General features: G+C 75.0%; 16 protein-coding genes and 1 pseudogene. 8 read left to right on the forward strand and 9 right to left on the reverse strand.

From position 1 onward, the window contains the following. Nucleotides 1-54 precede the first annotated feature (54 nt). A complete protein-coding gene (locus tag MVA48_RS15405; protein ID WP_246981578.1) occupies nt 55-1,341 on the forward strand; it encodes a Rieske 2Fe-2S domain-containing protein in 1,287 nt (428 codons plus the stop codon). Between the two features lie 27 nt (nt 1,342-1,368). Here the strand turns inward: MVA48_RS15405 and MVA48_RS15410 are convergent, their stop codons facing one another. Both MVA48_RS15410 and MVA48_RS15415 read right to left on the reverse strand, forming a co-directional pair. Next, nucleotides 1,369-1,515, reverse strand: a complete 147-nt coding sequence (locus MVA48_RS15410; RefSeq protein WP_246981579.1) for a hypothetical protein — start codon at nt 1,513-1,515, stop codon at nt 1,369-1,371. Continuing rightward, nucleotides 1,512-1,952, reverse strand: coding sequence for a MarR family winged helix-turn-helix transcriptional regulator (locus tag MVA48_RS15415; RefSeq protein ID WP_246981580.1), 441 nt, complete (start codon nt 1,950-1,952; stop codon nt 1,512-1,514). The genes MVA48_RS15410 and MVA48_RS15415 overlap by 4 nt, the downstream gene beginning before the upstream one ends. A gap of 201 nt (nt 1,953-2,153) precedes the next feature. Here MVA48_RS15415 and MVA48_RS15420 point away from each other — a divergent pair, with 201 nt between their 5' ends. Continuing rightward, a complete protein-coding gene (locus MVA48_RS15420; RefSeq protein ID WP_246981581.1) occupies nt 2,154-2,597 on the forward strand; it encodes a copper chaperone PCu(A)C in 444 nt (147 codons plus the stop codon). 146 nt (nt 2,598-2,743) lie between these two features. Next, a complete protein-coding gene (locus MVA48_RS15425) occupies nt 2,744-3,940 on the forward strand; it encodes an MBL fold metallo-hydrolase (protein ID WP_246981582.1) in 1,197 nt (398 codons plus the stop codon). Nucleotides 3,941-3,982: 42 nt separating this feature from the next. On the opposite strand, the gene MVA48_RS15430 is transcribed toward MVA48_RS15425, so the two are convergent. From MVA48_RS15430 to MVA48_RS15450, 5 genes and pseudogenes are all read right to left on the reverse strand, one after another. Next, nucleotides 3,983-4,936: an Fpg/Nei family DNA glycosylase gene (locus tag MVA48_RS15430; protein WP_371821152.1), complete on the reverse strand. Its 954-nt coding sequence runs from the start codon at nt 4,934-4,936 to the stop codon at nt 3,983-3,985. A 136-nt stretch (nt 4,937-5,072) separates the two neighbouring features. Further along, nucleotides 5,073-6,188, reverse strand: a pseudogene (locus MVA48_RS15435) (NAD(P)-dependent malic enzyme); the annotation flags it as partial. Nucleotides 6,189-6,235: 47 nt separating this feature from the next. Further along, on the reverse strand, nt 6,236-6,442 hold the full coding sequence (locus MVA48_RS15440) for a hypothetical protein (protein WP_246981584.1): 207 nt from the start codon (nt 6,440-6,442) through the stop codon (nt 6,236-6,238). A gap of 44 nt (nt 6,443-6,486) precedes the next feature. Further along, nucleotides 6,487-6,927, reverse strand: a complete 441-nt coding sequence (locus tag MVA48_RS15445) for an SRPBCC domain-containing protein (protein ID WP_246981585.1) — start codon at nt 6,925-6,927, stop codon at nt 6,487-6,489. Between the two features lie 67 nt (nt 6,928-6,994). After that, entirely contained in the window at nt 6,995-7,465 is a 471-nt protein-coding gene (locus MVA48_RS15450) for a DUF309 domain-containing protein (RefSeq protein ID WP_246981586.1), read from the reverse strand. 108 nt (nt 7,466-7,573) lie between these two features. Between MVA48_RS15450 and MVA48_RS15455 the strand changes: the two genes are divergently transcribed. The 5 genes from MVA48_RS15455 to egtE all read left to right on the forward strand — a co-directional run bounded on the left by MVA48_RS15455 (nt 7,574) and on the right by egtE (nt 11,604). Further along, nucleotides 7,574-8,407 carry a DUF4397 domain-containing protein gene (locus tag MVA48_RS15455; protein ID WP_246981587.1) on the forward strand — a complete coding sequence of 278 codons (834 nt, stop codon included), beginning with the start codon at nt 7,574-7,576 and terminating at the stop codon, nt 8,405-8,407. Between the two features lie 28 nt (nt 8,408-8,435). Next, nucleotides 8,436-9,104, forward strand: a complete 669-nt coding sequence (locus MVA48_RS15460) for a class F sortase (protein WP_246981588.1) — start codon at nt 8,436-8,438, stop codon at nt 9,102-9,104. A gap of 79 nt (nt 9,105-9,183) precedes the next feature. Continuing rightward, nucleotides 9,184-9,750: an RNA polymerase sigma factor gene (locus tag MVA48_RS15465; RefSeq protein WP_246981589.1), complete on the forward strand. Its 567-nt coding sequence runs from the start codon at nt 9,184-9,186 to the stop codon at nt 9,748-9,750. Continuing rightward, nucleotides 9,731-10,483 (forward strand): anti-sigma factor, encoded by a 753-nt coding sequence (locus MVA48_RS15470; RefSeq protein ID WP_246981590.1) that lies wholly within the window; start codon nt 9,731-9,733, stop codon nt 10,481-10,483. Before MVA48_RS15465 ends, MVA48_RS15470 begins: the two co-directional genes overlap by 20 nt. Then, nucleotides 10,480-11,604, forward strand: a complete 1,125-nt coding sequence (gene egtE / locus MVA48_RS15475; protein ID WP_246989257.1) for an ergothioneine biosynthesis PLP-dependent enzyme EgtE — start codon at nt 10,480-10,482, stop codon at nt 11,602-11,604. Before MVA48_RS15470 ends, egtE begins: the two co-directional genes overlap by 4 nt. A 60-nt stretch (nt 11,605-11,664) precedes the next feature. Here the strand turns inward: egtE and MVA48_RS15480 are convergent, their stop codons facing one another. Both MVA48_RS15480 and MVA48_RS24275 read right to left on the reverse strand, forming a co-directional pair. Beyond that, entirely contained in the window at nt 11,665-13,038 is a 1,374-nt protein-coding gene (locus MVA48_RS15480; protein WP_246981591.1) for an 8-oxoguanine deaminase, read from the reverse strand. A gap of 22 nt (nt 13,039-13,060) precedes the next feature. Beyond that, nucleotides 13,061-13,369, reverse strand: a complete 309-nt coding sequence (locus tag MVA48_RS24275; protein ID WP_371821249.1) for a DUF4333 domain-containing protein — start codon at nt 13,367-13,369, stop codon at nt 13,061-13,063. Nucleotides 13,370-13,478 lie beyond the last annotated feature (109 nt).

A 13,478-nucleotide genomic window follows, 5' to 3' on the forward strand; every position in this document is an offset into this window, starting at 1 on the left:
AAAGCGCGTCCTCGGTGGTAACGCGCGGGAAATCCGGCCCTGGTCCACTGCGGCATGGGCACGACGGGACGAGGGACCGCGGGCTGGTACGCGGTGGCGCGCGGCTCCGAAGTGGGGACGACGCCGGTGCCGGTGGGCGCGGGCGGCACGGGCTATGTCGTCGTCCGGTTGCGGCCGGGCGGTGAGGTGAGCGCCTTCCCGGCCAGGTGTCCGCACCGGCTGGTACCGCTCACCGCGGCGACGGTCGTCGACGGCCGGCTGCGATGCCCGGCCCACGGCTGGCGCTTCGACGGGGACGGCCGCTGCGTCGACGTCCCCTCCCTGGGGCCGGCGGGCTCGCCCACGCCGCGCGCCGACCTCGCCCAGCCGTGGGCGGTGGAGGAACGGCACGGCTGGGTCTGGCTCGCACCCGTGCCGACGGCCGCTGCCCCGCCGCGGCCGTCGGCCACCCCCGAGCCGGAGGCCGCCCCGCCGCCGCGCCAGCCGTCGGGCCCGGTCTTCGACAACCTGGACTCCGCACTCGAGCACGCGTGGCATCCCGTCGCGCTGTCCCGCGAACTGCGGGTCGGCGGCTGGCTCCAGGTCCGGCTGCTCGGCCGCACCTGGCTGCTGCGTCGCGACGGCGGCGCGCTCGAGGTCGAGCCGCCCGCCTTCGGCGTGCGCGAGCGGCTCGGCGTCCTCTGGCTGGCCCCGGCCGAGCCGGTCGACGAGCCGCTGGCGGTCCCCGAGGCCGCGGACCGCCGGTTCGTGACCGGCTGGCTGCCCCCGGTCCGCTCCCCCGGCCCGGCCGGACCGCTGGCCGACACCTTCCTCGACGCCACGCACGGCCCGTTCGTGCACGCCGCGACGATCGGCGGGGCCGACGCCGGCGAGGTGGCCCCGGCAGTCGTCGTGCCCGAGCCGGGCGGATTCAGCAGCGGGCAGGAGCAGTGGTGCGACAACCCGCTCGATCCCGACGTCCTCACCGGCGAGCGGCCGCTGCGCCAGCGGCGGCGCACCAGCTACACCTACCGCGCGCCGTTCCAGCTGCGGCTGCGGCAGGAGTTCCCCGACTCCGGCGCGACCACCACGCTCGTCTACCTGCTGCAGCCGGAGGACCTGGACTCCACGCGCATCTACGTCCGCGTGCTCATGTCCGCCGGCCCGGGCCGCCACTGCCCCGGCCGGGCGCGGTCGCCGACCAGGTGGCCCTGCAGCAGCGGATCCTCGAGGAGGACGTCCGCTCCCAGGAGACGCTCGCCATCGACGGGCTGCCGCTGGACCGTCGCGACGAGGTGCACGTGCCCGCCGACGGCCGGGGGACGGCGCTGCGCGAGGCGCTCTGCGACTTCCGGGCGCTGACCCGACGGCGGCGGCCCGCTGCCTGACCTATTCCGCCGGCAGCTCCGCACCGCAGGCGGGGCACCGGGTGGGCGGGTCCTCGTCGGCCATGCGCCCGCAGGCCGGGCACACCCTGCGCAGCCAGCACGCGGGGTCGCCGCCCTCCTCGTCGGGCTCCGGCGTCGCGTCGCTCACGCCGTCGGCTCCTCGATCGGCGCGGTCGGCACCGCCGCGGCGAAGCGGCCCAGCAACGCCAGGACGTCCGCCCGTTCGGCGGGCGGCACGCTGAGCAGCGCCGACCGCAGCTGGCTCAGCCGGAGCTCGTCGTAGCGGTCGAGTGTGGCCCGGCCGGTCGGCGCGATCCGGAGCTCGAGCTCCCGCCGGCTCCGGGGGGACGGCCGGCGGTCGACCAGGTCGGCAGCGACCAGCCTGTCCACCAGCCGGCTGGTCGTCGAGACCGTGACACCCATGTGCGCGGCGAGGTCACGCAGCGTCGCCGTCCCCAGCTCGCGGAGGACGCTCAGCGCCCGGAGCTGGACGACCGAGACCGAGCCGAGCTTGTCGGCCGCCCGGGTCGACAGCCCGACGACGGCCCGGGCCAGGTCGAGCAGCACATCGTCGTCCGCGCGCACAGGTCACCTCCACGTCTCTGTTGCAGTCTGGCAACAGTTGGCATCTGCTGCCGGCCCGGGGGTAGGCCACGAGCCTCACCCTCCATGGAAAGGACGACGATGCGCACCCCCCGACTCGCCGCGGCCATGCTGGCCGCCGCGCTCTCACTCGGCGCCTGCGGCTAGGACGACGACGCCCCTCTCGAGGTCCCCGGCGAGGAGGTGGCCGGCGGCAACCCCGGCGCCGACGAAGCCGTCAGCGAGGACATCACGATCACCGCCCTGCAGTTGGCCTTTCCGGAGGACGGCGTCTGGGGTACCGACGAGGAGGTACCCCTGTACGCGGCCATCGCGAACACGTCGCGCACCGACGACGCCCTGGTGGCGGTGCGCGGGGAGGACTTCGGTGAGGCGGTCCTGATCGGGGACGACGGCACGCAAGGAGCACTCCGGGTCGAGGAGGACGACAACCTCTACCTGGAGCCGGACGGCGCCCCCTCGGTCGTGCTGCGGAACCTGGAGACGTCGCTCACCTCGGGCGAGGTCATCGACGTCACCTTCGTCTTCGAGGAGGCCGGCGAGGTCACCATGCCCGCGGGTGTGGCCGCCGAGCCGCCCGGCCAGGGTGACTTCGACGCTCCGCAGGACCCCACTCCCGACGACTGATCCCTGCCTCGGCCGAACGCGCGACCAACCGCCGGACCGGCCGCACGGCGGGCCGGCCGAGCGGCACGGGGTCCGGTGGCCGCGACCCGGTGTGACGTCGGACCGGAACCCGCCGGTCGGCCCCCTCCGGCTGGGACACTGGGGCCGTGCCCCTGCTCCGCCGCGCCGCGCTCACCGCCGCCCTCGCCGCACCCGCAGGTTTCGTGGCGCGCGCTGCCTGGGGCCTGCCCCGGGCGCTGGGCGCGCACCGCCGCCGGCTGCGCCCCGTCGTCGCCGGGTCGCCCCACTTCTACGACGGCAAGTTCCACAACACGCTGGAGACGCCCGCCCTCGCCCCGGCCAACACGCGCGACGGCCTGCTGCGGCAGTGGCACGAGGAGCGGCACGTGGGGCTGCCGGGCGGGCCGATCCCGCTGGCGCACGCCGAGATCCCCGCCGAGGCCGCCGACCTCGCCGTCACCTGGTTCGGGCACGCCAGCGCGTTGCTGGAGGTCGACGGGCAGCGGGTGCTGGTCGATCCCGTGTGGGGGTACCGCGTCTCGCCGTCGCCCGTCTTCGGACCCACCCGGCTGCACGAGAACCCGGTGCCGCTGACCGCGCTGCCGCAGGTCGACGCCGTCCTCATCTCGCACGACCACTACGACCACCTCGACCTGCCCACGGTGGAAGTGCTGCTCGAGACCCAGTCGGCGCCGTTCGTCGTCCCGCTGGGGATCGGCGAGCACCTGCGCAAGTGGGGCGTGCCCGAGAAGCGCATCGTGGAGCTGGACTGGGACGGATCGCACACGGTCGGCGGCCTCACGCTGACCTGCACCGAGGCCCGGCACTTCTCCGGGCGCTACTTCTACCGGGACACGACCCTGTGGGCGTCCTGGGTCGTCGCCGGCCCCCGGCACCGGGTCTTCTTCGGCGGCGACACCGGCTACACGCCCGCCTTCGCGGGCATCGGGGCCCGCCTGGGCCCGTTCGACCTGACCCTGCTGCCGATCGGCGCCTACAACGACGCCTGGCACGCGATCCACATGGACCCCGAGGAGGCCATGCGGGCGCACGGCGACCTCGGCGGCGGCGTCCTCCTGCCGATCCACTGGGCGACGTTCAACCTGGCGTTCCACCGCTGGCCCGAGCCGGTGCAGCGGCTGCTCGCCGCCGCGGAGCGCACCGGCGCGCAGGTCGTCGTCCCGAAGCCGGGCGGCCGGGTCGACGTGCTCGACCCGCCGCAGCTCGAGGACTGGTGGACGGCGGTCGGGTCGGTGCAGGAGGACGCGCACGTGCACACCCAGGGGCCGGGCAGCGCGCTCCTGGTGCGGGTCGCGACGCGGGCGCTCCGCCTGCTCAGCTGAGCGGAGTGCCAGAGCGCGGATTCCGCGCCCGTGGGACTCCACTCAGCGCAGCAGCTTCGACAGCCGGCGGTCGGCGAGCGGCTTGCCGCCGGTCTGGCAGGTCGGGCAGTACTGCAGGGAGGTGTCGGCGAAGCTGACCTCGCGGACGGTGTCGCCGCAGACCGGGCACGGCAGCCCGGTGCGGGCGTGCACCATCAGCCCCGACCGCTTCTCGCCCTTGAGCGTCGCCGCCTTCTGGCCGACCTGGCGGTCGAGCGCGTCGGTCAGCGTCGCCCGCATCGCGTCGAAGAGACGGACCAGTTCGTCGTCGCTGAGCTTGTCGGCCATCTTGAACGGCGACAGGTGGGCGGCGTGCAGGATCTCGTCGGAGTACGCGTTGCCGATGCCGGCGACGAGCGTCTGGTCGGTGAGCGCGCCCTTGAGCTGCCCCGACCGGCCCTTCAGCAGGATCGCGAACGTCTCGCGGTCGACCTGCAGCGCGTCCGGCCCCAGCCGGCCGATGCCCGGCACCTCGGACGGCGACCGGACCAGGTAGACCGCCAGGCTCTTGCGCGTCCCGGCCTCGGTCAGGTCGAAGCCCTCACCTTCCTCGAGGTGGATGCGGACGGCGAGCGGTCCCTTGCCCGGCTTGGGCGGCGCCGGCGGCAGGTTGCTCCGCCAGTGCACCCAGCCCGCCCGCGCCAGGTGGACGACGAGGTGCAGGCCCGAGACGTCGATGTCGAGGAACTTGCCGTGCCGGCTCGCGCCGGTGACCTCCAGCCCGGCGAGCGCGGTCAGCGGCGGGTCGAAAGTCTTGATCGCCTGGACGGCGGCCAGGTCGACCCGCGTGATCACGCGGCCGACGGCGTTCTCGCGGAGGAACGCGACCAGCGCCTCCACCTCGGGCAACTCGGGCACCGCGACATTGTCGTCCTCCGGACGACACCGCGGCCACGTGCCGTCCCCCGACCGGCTGAGCCCCACCGTCGCCCCATCGCGGGACCCTCCGGGCCCCACCCGGCCCGACCCGGTCCCGCCTACGCGGGGAGGTCTCGATGCCGCTGACCTGGGCGGTGGCGCCGGGCTCCTGCCGTGCCTGTTCGGCGACGGCGTGCGCGACCGCCGTCGTCACCTCGTGGTCGAAGACGCTCGGGATGATGTAGTTGGCGTTGAGCTGGTCGTCCTTGACGACGGCGGCCAGCGCGTCGGCGGCGGCCAGCAGCATGCCGTCGGTGATCTCGGTGGCGCGGGCGTCGAGCAGCCCGCGGAAGACGCCGGGGAAGGCCAGCACGTTGTTGATCTGGTTCGGCAGGTCCGACCGGCCGCTGGCCACGATCGCCGCGTACTCGCGAGCCCGCACGGGGTCGACCTCGGGCGTCGGATTCGCCATCGGGAAGATGATCGCCCGCTCGTTCATCCGGGCGAGGTCCTCGACCGCCAGCACGTTGCCCGCGCTCACGCCGATGAAGACGTCGGCACCGTCGAGCGCGTCGGGTAGCTCGCCGCGGATCCTGCCCGGGTTGGTCAGCTGCGCGAGCTCCCGCTTCGCCGTGCCCAGCCGGTCGTCGTCGGGCGACAGGATGCCTTCGCGGTCCCACACGAGCACCTGCCCCGCACCGGCCTCGAGCAGCAGGTGCACGATCGCCGTCCCGGCCGCCCCGCCCCCGGCGACCACGATCTTGACGTCCGGCAGTCGCTTGTCGACGACCCGCAGCGCGTTCTTCAGCGCCGCGAGGGCGACGATCGCCGTCCCGTGCTGGTCGTCGTGGAAGACCGGGATGTCCAGCTTCTCGCGCAACCGCTTCTCGATCTCGAAGCACCGCGGGGCGGCGATGTCCTCGAGGTTGATGCCGCCGAAGCCGGGCGCGATGAGCTCGACGGTGCGCACGATCTCGTCGACGTCCTGGGTGTCGAGACAGATCGGCCAGGCGTCGATGTCGGCGAACCGCTTGAACAGCGCGGCCTTGCCCTCCATGACGGGCATGGCCGCGCCGGGTCCGATGTCGCCGAGCCCGAGGACGGCGGAGCCGTCGGTGACCACGGCGACGGTGTTGCCCTTGATCGTGAGCCGGCGGACGTCCTCCGGGTGGTCGGCCAGGGCGAGGCAGACACGGGCGACACCGGGGGTGTAGGCCATCGACAGGTCGTCACGGGTCTTGAGCGGCACCTTCGACGCGACCTCGAGCTTGCCGCCCAGGTGCAGCAGGAAGGTGCGGTCGCTGACCTTGCGCACCGTCACGCCGGGCACGTTGCGCAGGGCCTCGACCATCTCCTCGGAGTGGGCGGCGTCGGCGGCCGAGCAGGTGACGTCGACGGTCAGCCCGTCCGAGCGGCTGTCCACCACGTCGATGGCGGTGACCGCGCCGCCGCCGAGCCCACGGCGGTCGCGATGCGACCGATCGACGCGGGGTCGCCGTCGGCGGTGAGCCGCACGGTGATCGAGTAGGAGGCGGAGGTGACCGGCCCGCGGGGGACGGACACGGGGGCTGATTCGCCGACGGCGGGCGCGGTCTCGGTGCTCATCTCGGCCGCCATCGTCTCATCCCAGGACCGGTCGTCATGACGAGTCAGACTGTGGAACTGGACGCACGCTGCTCCGCCCGCACCTTGATGCCGGCGCAGAACTGGCGGAAGGACGGGTTGAGGTCCGGCGTCGTCCGGCCGAGCAGCGCGGCGAGGGGCCCGGCGTGGTCCTCGCGCACGGTGAGCACCGTGCTGCCGTCCTCCTGCGCGTCGAGGGTGTAGTTGCGCTCGATGACGGCCAGCCCGAAGGGCAGCCCGCCGCGCCAGCGCATCGCCTCGCCGGGCCGCAGCTCGGTGACCGTCACCGAGAACGGCCGGGTGCGGATCATCGTGGCGTAGATCGTCAGGGTCTCCCCGAGGGCCACCCGCCCCTCGACGCGGTCGACGCCGGAGTCCCAGTCGCGCCAGCCCCCCACGTCGGTCAGCAGGGCCCATACCTCAGCCGGGCTCGCGGCGATGCGGGTACCGGCCTCGAAGCTCCTCACGCCCGGCAGTGTGCTCCCGCCGCGAGTGGAGTGCCAGGGCGCGGCAAGCGCGCCCGTGGCACTCCGGTCAGCCGCGCAGCCGGGGCGGGCGGACGTCGAGGTCGCGCCCGGCGGCCGCGTCGGCGGCCAGCGAGCGGGCCCACTCGGCCAGGCCGCGGACGTCGATGCCGTGCGGCGGCGCAGCCGCGAACGGGGCGATGGTGCCGGCGCCGCGGTCCAGCAGGGTGGCCGCACCTCGCGCGTTGCCCCGGGCGGCATGGGTGAGCCCGACCGCCAGCTGCGCCAGCCCTCGCCACAGCTCCCGCTCCGGTTCGGGCGCGGACTTCCACGCGTCCTCGAGCACCTCGTGCGCGTGAAAGGGCCGGCCCGCGTCGAGCAGCGCCTGCGCCTCGGTGAGCGACTGCGCCGGCGCCCGCACGACCCCTTCGGGCGCGCGGTCCTCGCCCCTCTCCCCGTAGGGCAGCGGGCGGCCCAGGGCGTCGCGCGGGCGGGCATTGCGAGCACGGCCCTCGGCGTCGCGGTCCCGGTCGGTGCTCACCGGTCCGATCCTGCCCGAACCCGCCCGCCGCCGATCGGTTGCATCCAATCCGATCGCACCGCCGGAAGAAGCGAGCACAAGGCAGTTCCCATCCAGAGAGGACATGTCGTGAGCACGATCCGCACGTTCAGCCGCGCTGCCGGTGCTGTCGGTGCCGCCGGCGCGCTGGTTCTCGTCGCCACCCCCGCGACGGCGGCCGACACGGCCACCGTCTCCATCCTGCACGCCGTGCCGGACACGCCGGTCGACGTCTACGTCAACGGTGAGCGCCTGCTGGACGACTTCCAGCCCGGCACCCTCACCGATCCGCAGCAGCTGCCGGCCGGCAGCTACGACATCCAGATCTTCGCGGCCGACGCCGCCGACGGATCCGGCGAGGCGCTCTTCGGCGGCAGTGCCGACGTGCCGGCCGGGGTCAACGCCACGGTCGTCGCGCACCTGGACGAAGGCGGCCAGCCCACGCTGACGCCCTTCGTCAACGACGTGTCCGCCATCCCCGCCGGCCAGGCCCGCGCCACCGTCCGGCACACCGCGGCGGCGCCCGCCGTCGACATCCGCGCGGGCGGGCAGGTCGTCGCGCCGGGCCTGACCAACCCGAACGAGGCGACCCTGACCGTGCCCGCCGGCACCGTCTCGGCCGACGTCGTCCTCGCGGGCACCGAGACCGTCGCGATCGGCCCGGCCGACCTCGACCTCGCCGAGGGCACGACGACGATCGTCTACGCGTGGGGTTCGGCGGAGTCCGAGAACCTGCAGCTCGCCGTCCAGACGATCTCGGGCAGCCACTCGTCGCCGTCCGGCGTCCCCGGCGGAACCGGCGGCCTGGTGGACGACGGCTCGTCGCTGCCGGCGCCGCTGGCCGCGCTCACGGTCGTCGGTGTCGTCGCCGCGGCGGCGGGCGCCCTGAGGCTGGCCACCGGCAACGCCCGCAGCAACGCCTGACCGAACCATCGCAGAGGAAGGAACTCCCGTGCGTCCCGCCGCCGTCACAGCGGTCCTGGGCCTGGCACTGGCCGTCGGCACCCCGACGGTCTGGAGCCTGACCCGGCCGCCGGCGGCGGCGGGCGCCCCGGTGGAGGCCGTCCTCGCCGACCCGACACCGCCGCCTCGCCCGACACCGCCGCCTCGCCCGTCGGCGCCGGCGGGACCGGCGGTCGCCACGCGGCCGGCCGGACCGGGAGCCGTGGAAACCCTGCCCGCGCCGGTGCGGCTGTCGGTGCCGGCGCGCGGCGTCGACGCCGCCGTCGACGCGGTCGGTGTCGAGGCCGACGGCCAGATGACGATTCCCGCCGAGATCGACCGGGTGGGCTGGTACCGCTTCGGACCGGTCCCCGGCGAGGAGGGCTCCGCCGTCCTCGCCGGGCACGTGGACAGCCGGGAGCAGGGCCTGGGCGCCATGGCTCCGCTGCGCGAGGCCGCCGTCGGCGACGACGTCGTGGTCACCGACGCCACCGGGGCGACCACGACCTGGCGCGTGGTGACCCGCGAGCTGATCCAGAAGCGGGTGCTCCCCGTCGACCGGATCTTCGCCCGTACCGGCCCGCCGCGGCTCACCCTCGTGACCTGCGGCGGTCCCTTCCTCCCGGAATTCGGCAGCTACCGGGACAACGTGGTGGTCGTCGCGGAACGCGTGTCATGAGCCTTCTGGACATCCGCCCCGCCTCCATGGGTAGCGTCCCCTGCGTGGAACCGGACGCCGTGCCCCCGCGCGTGGCGCCGTGGAGCCCGACGACCAGGAGGTCGGGCGGCGGTTCGCCGCCGGCGACGAGCAGGCGCTGGCCTGGGCCTACGAGCGGTGGGCCGGCCAGGTGCACGGCATGGCCGTCCGCGCCTTCGGCCCGGGACCGGACGCCGAGGACGTCACCCAGCAGACGTTCGTCTCGGCCTGGACCGGCCGCGCCGGGTACCGGCCGGACAAGGGACCGCTGCCGGCGTGGCTGGTCGGTGTCGCCCGGCACAAGATCGCCGACACCTGGGCACGCCGCGACCGGGAGCGCCGACAGGCCGAGGCGGCGATCTCCGACCTGCAGGCCTCGCCGTCGCGGCCCACCAGCGGAGGCGTCGACTCGGCAGTCGCCGACCGGGTCCTGCTGCTCGACGAGCTGGACCTCCTGGGACAGCCGCAGCGGGGCATCATCGAGCTGGCGTTCTTCGAGGACCTCACGCACGCCCAGATCGCGGCCCGGACGGGCATCCCGCTCGGCACGGTGAAGTCCCACATCCGGCGCACGCTGGAACGACTGCGCACCCGGTTGGAGGTGGACGGTGCCGCACTGCACGCCTGAGGACCTGGCGCTCGCCGCGCTGCGCGAGCCGCTGTCCGCCGACGACGACGCCCACCTGGCCTCCTGCGACCGCTGCCAGGCCGAGGTCGCCTCGCTGCGGCGGGCCGTCGACGTCCTCGCCGTCCCCGAGTTCGCCGCGCCGGCAGCCTCCGTGCCACCGCCGCCGCGTGTCTGGGAGGCCATCGCCGCGGCCACGGGCGCCACCAGCGCCCCCCGGGCCGACGTCCTCGCGGTCCCGCCCGCACCTGCCGGGCCCGACGCGGACGACGAACGGCCGGACGCCACCGTCGTCCCGCTGCGCCGCCCGCGCCGTCCGGTACTGCTCGCGGTCGCCGCCGCCGTGGCGGGCGCGGTGGTCGGTGCCGGTGTCATGGCGGTGCTCGACCGCGACGAGGGTGGCCAGCCGGTGACCTCGGTCACGCTCGACCCGCTCGCCGACAACGAGGCCTCCGGCCGGGCCGAGATCATCGAGCAGGCCGACGGCTCCCGCATCGTCCGGGTCGACCTGGACGCCCCGGCGCTCGAGGGCGAGTACTACGAGGTCTGGCTGATCGACTCCGACGTCGTCGGCATGGTCACCCTCGGCGTGGCCCGGCCCGGCACGCAGACCTTCGAGATCCCGGCCGGTCTCGACCTGGGCCGGTTCCCGATCGTCGACGTGTCGGTCGAGGAGCTCGACGGCGACCCGACCCACTCCGGCGTCTCGGTCGCGCGAGGGGAGCTGGAGAGCTGACCGGCGACCGCCTCCCGCACGAGGACCTCGCCGCCGCCTGGCGCAAGGCGCGTCCGCGGCCGGCGGGCCGGCACCTCGACAGCGCGGCGATGAGCCGGCAGAGCCACCGGGTGCTGGAGGCGGCCGCGCACCACGCGCGGCACGAGGCAGAGCTCGGCGGCTACGTGGCCGAGGCCACCGCCGACGACCTGCTCCAGCAGGGGCGGTCGGTGCTGGGCGGGCTGGCCGGCATGGCCGCCGCCGACGTCGCCTTCGTCGAGTCGGCGCAGGCGGCGCTGGTCGCGCTGCTCACCGGATGGCGGCTGCCCGCCGGCTCACGGGTCGCCTGCCTGCCGGGGGAGTACGCCCCGAACATCGCCCAGCTGCGCGCCTGCGGACTGCGGCCGGAGCCACTTCCGGTCGACGGCATCGGGCGGGCCGAGCCCGAGCGCGTGGCCCGGCTGCTCACCGACGACCCGCCGGCGTTCGTCCACCTGACGCACATCCCGAGCCACCGCGGGCTGCTGCAGCCCGCCGCCGAGGTCGCCGCGCTGTGCCGCGAGGCGGGGGTGCCGCTGGTCCTCGACGCGGCCCAGTCACTCGGGCACACCGACACCGACGTCGGAGCCGACGTCGTGTACGGCACCTCGCGCAAGTGGCTGGCCGGGCCGCGCGGCGTCGGCTTCCTGTGCGTGCGCCCAGCGATCGCCGCCCGACTCACACCGGTGCTGCCCGAGCCGGAGGGCGTACCGCCGATGCGGGCCTTCGAGTCGGGCGAGGCGCACGTGGCCGGCCGCGTCGGTCTGGTGATCGCGATGGGGGAGCACCTCGCAGCCGGCGTGGACCGGGTGCGCGAGCGGCTGGTCGCGATCGGCCGGCTGACCCGCGACCTGGTGGACGGCGTCGGCGGCTGGCAGGTCGTCGAGCCGCACGACGAGCCCACCGCGACGACCACCCTCCGCCCACCGGACGGCGTGGACGTCGTCGCGACGCGGAGCTCCCTGCTGTCCGAGCACGGCATCGTCGTCAGCGCGATCGGGCCGGAGCGGGCACCGGGCGAGATGACCGGCCCGGTGCTGCGGATCTCCCCGCACCTCGACGCCTCCGTCGACGACCTGGAGGCCCTGGCCGCCGCCCTCTGAGCAGCCAGAACCGCGGTTCTGGCTCCTGCCAGGGTGGACCCGAACCGCGGTTCTGGCTGCTCAGCGGGCCTGCATGCGCTCCGAGACCCGGCGGTGGACGGCGAGCTGCTCGTCCAGGCCGGCGTGGACGGGGACGCCGTTCTCGACGACCAGCCGCCCGGCGACGACGGTGTGCCGCGCCGCGACGGGACCGCAGCGCAGCCACGCCTCGACCGGATCGGACAGCGCGCCCGCGAACTGCGGCCCGTCCAGGCCCCACACCACGAGGTCGCCGCAGGCACCGATCGAGAGCTCGCCGATCTCGCCGGACCGGCCGAGGCAGGCCGCCCCACCGCGGGTGGCCATCTCCAGGGCGTGGCGGGCCGTCATCGAGGCGGCGCCGCCCCGCAGCTTCCCCTGCAGGAGCGCCATCCGGGACTCCAGCCACAACGACGCCGAGTCGGCCGATGCCGAACCGTCCACGCCGAGCCCGACCGGCGCCCCGGCGGCCCGCAGCTCCATCACCGGCGCCAGCCCGCTGCCGAGGATCATGTTGGACGACGGGCAGTGCGCCGCCCCCACGCCGGCCGCGCCCAGCCGCTGCACCTCCTCGGCCGAGGGCCAGACGACGTGCGCCAGCCACGTCCGGCCGGTCATCCAGCCGACGTCGGCCAGGTAGTCGACCGGTCGTCGGCCGAACGTCTCGAGGCAGAACGCCTCCTCGTCGCGGGTCTCGGCCAGGTGCGTGTGCAGCCGCACGTCGAGCCGCGCGGCCAGTTCAGCGGTGCGCGCCATCAGCGACGTCGAGACGCTGAACGGCGAGCACGGCGCCAGCGCGATGCGGGTCATGGCCAGGGGCGAGCGGTCGTGGTGCCGCGCGACCAGCCGCTGCGACTCGGCCAGGATCTCGTCGTCGTCCTGGACCACGGAGTCCGGCGGCAGACCGCCGTCCTTCACCGACAGCGACATCGAGCCGCGGGTCGGGTGGAACCGGATGCCGAGGTCGCGCGCGGCCGCCACCTCCGCCGAGATCAGGTCGCCCCCACCCCGCGGGTGCACGTAGAGGTGGTCGGTCGACGTCGTGCAGCCCCCGAGCGCCAGTTCGGTGAGCCCGACGTACGCGCTGACGTAGGCGGCCTCCTCGTCCAGCCGCGCCCACAGCGGGTACAGCGTCACGAGCCAGTCGAACAGGCCGCCGGTCAGCGCTGGAGCGAAGGCGCGGGTCAGGTTCTGGTAGAGGTGGTGGTGGGTGTTGACCAGCCCGGGCGTGACCAGGCAGCCGCGCGCGTCGATGGTGCGGACGGCGTCCGGCCGCGGGTCACCCGGACCGCCCAGGCCGCTGACCGCGCCGTCGGTGACCGCCACCCACCCGCCCGGCACTTCGCGGCGGGCGTCGTCGACGGTCGCGACGAGGTCGGCGTCGGAGATCAGCAGGTCGGCGCGCTCAGGATCCACACCGGGCATCCTGCCCAACGGGTCATCCCTCGCTGGGCTCCTCGTCGACCTCGACGTCGAAGTTGACGGTCTGCCCCTCGACCGAGGTGACCGTGATGGTGACGCCGTACTCGGTCGGATCCCCGCCGGCGGTCAGGGTGCACCGCGTCTCGGCACCGACCTCGGCGTCGAGATCGTCCGGGCAGGAGATCTCCGGCCGGGTGCCGATCTGCTCCTCGAGCGCGTCCTCCGCCTTCTCGGCGGCCTCCTCCGCGGCGACGGTCCCGGAGCCACAGCCGGCCAGCCCGAGCAGCAACAGAGGGGCGACCAGCAGGCGAGCGCGACGCGACACAGGGGTTCTCCTCGGGGAGCGGGGACCGGTCCGCGGACCATAGCGGCGCGGGAACGCCTCGTGCGCTGCTTCGCGCGCGGCGGTCAGGAACCGTCGAGCAGCCGAGCCA

The sequence above is a fragment of the Blastococcus sp. PRF04-17 genome (genome assembly GCF_023016265.1).
Lineage (GTDB): Bacteria > Actinomycetota > Actinomycetes > Mycobacteriales > Geodermatophilaceae > Blastococcus_B.

Bases quoted from the DNA above. Each gene is read 5' to 3' on its own strand.
- MVA48_RS15405 (WP_246981578.1), top strand. From the start codon at position 55: ATGGGCACGACGGGACGAGGGACCGCGGGCTGGTACGCGGTGGCGCGC.
- MVA48_RS15440 (WP_246981584.1), bottom strand. From the start codon at position 6,442: ATGAGCACCGAGACCGCGCCCGCCGTCGGCGAATCAGCCCCCGTGTCC.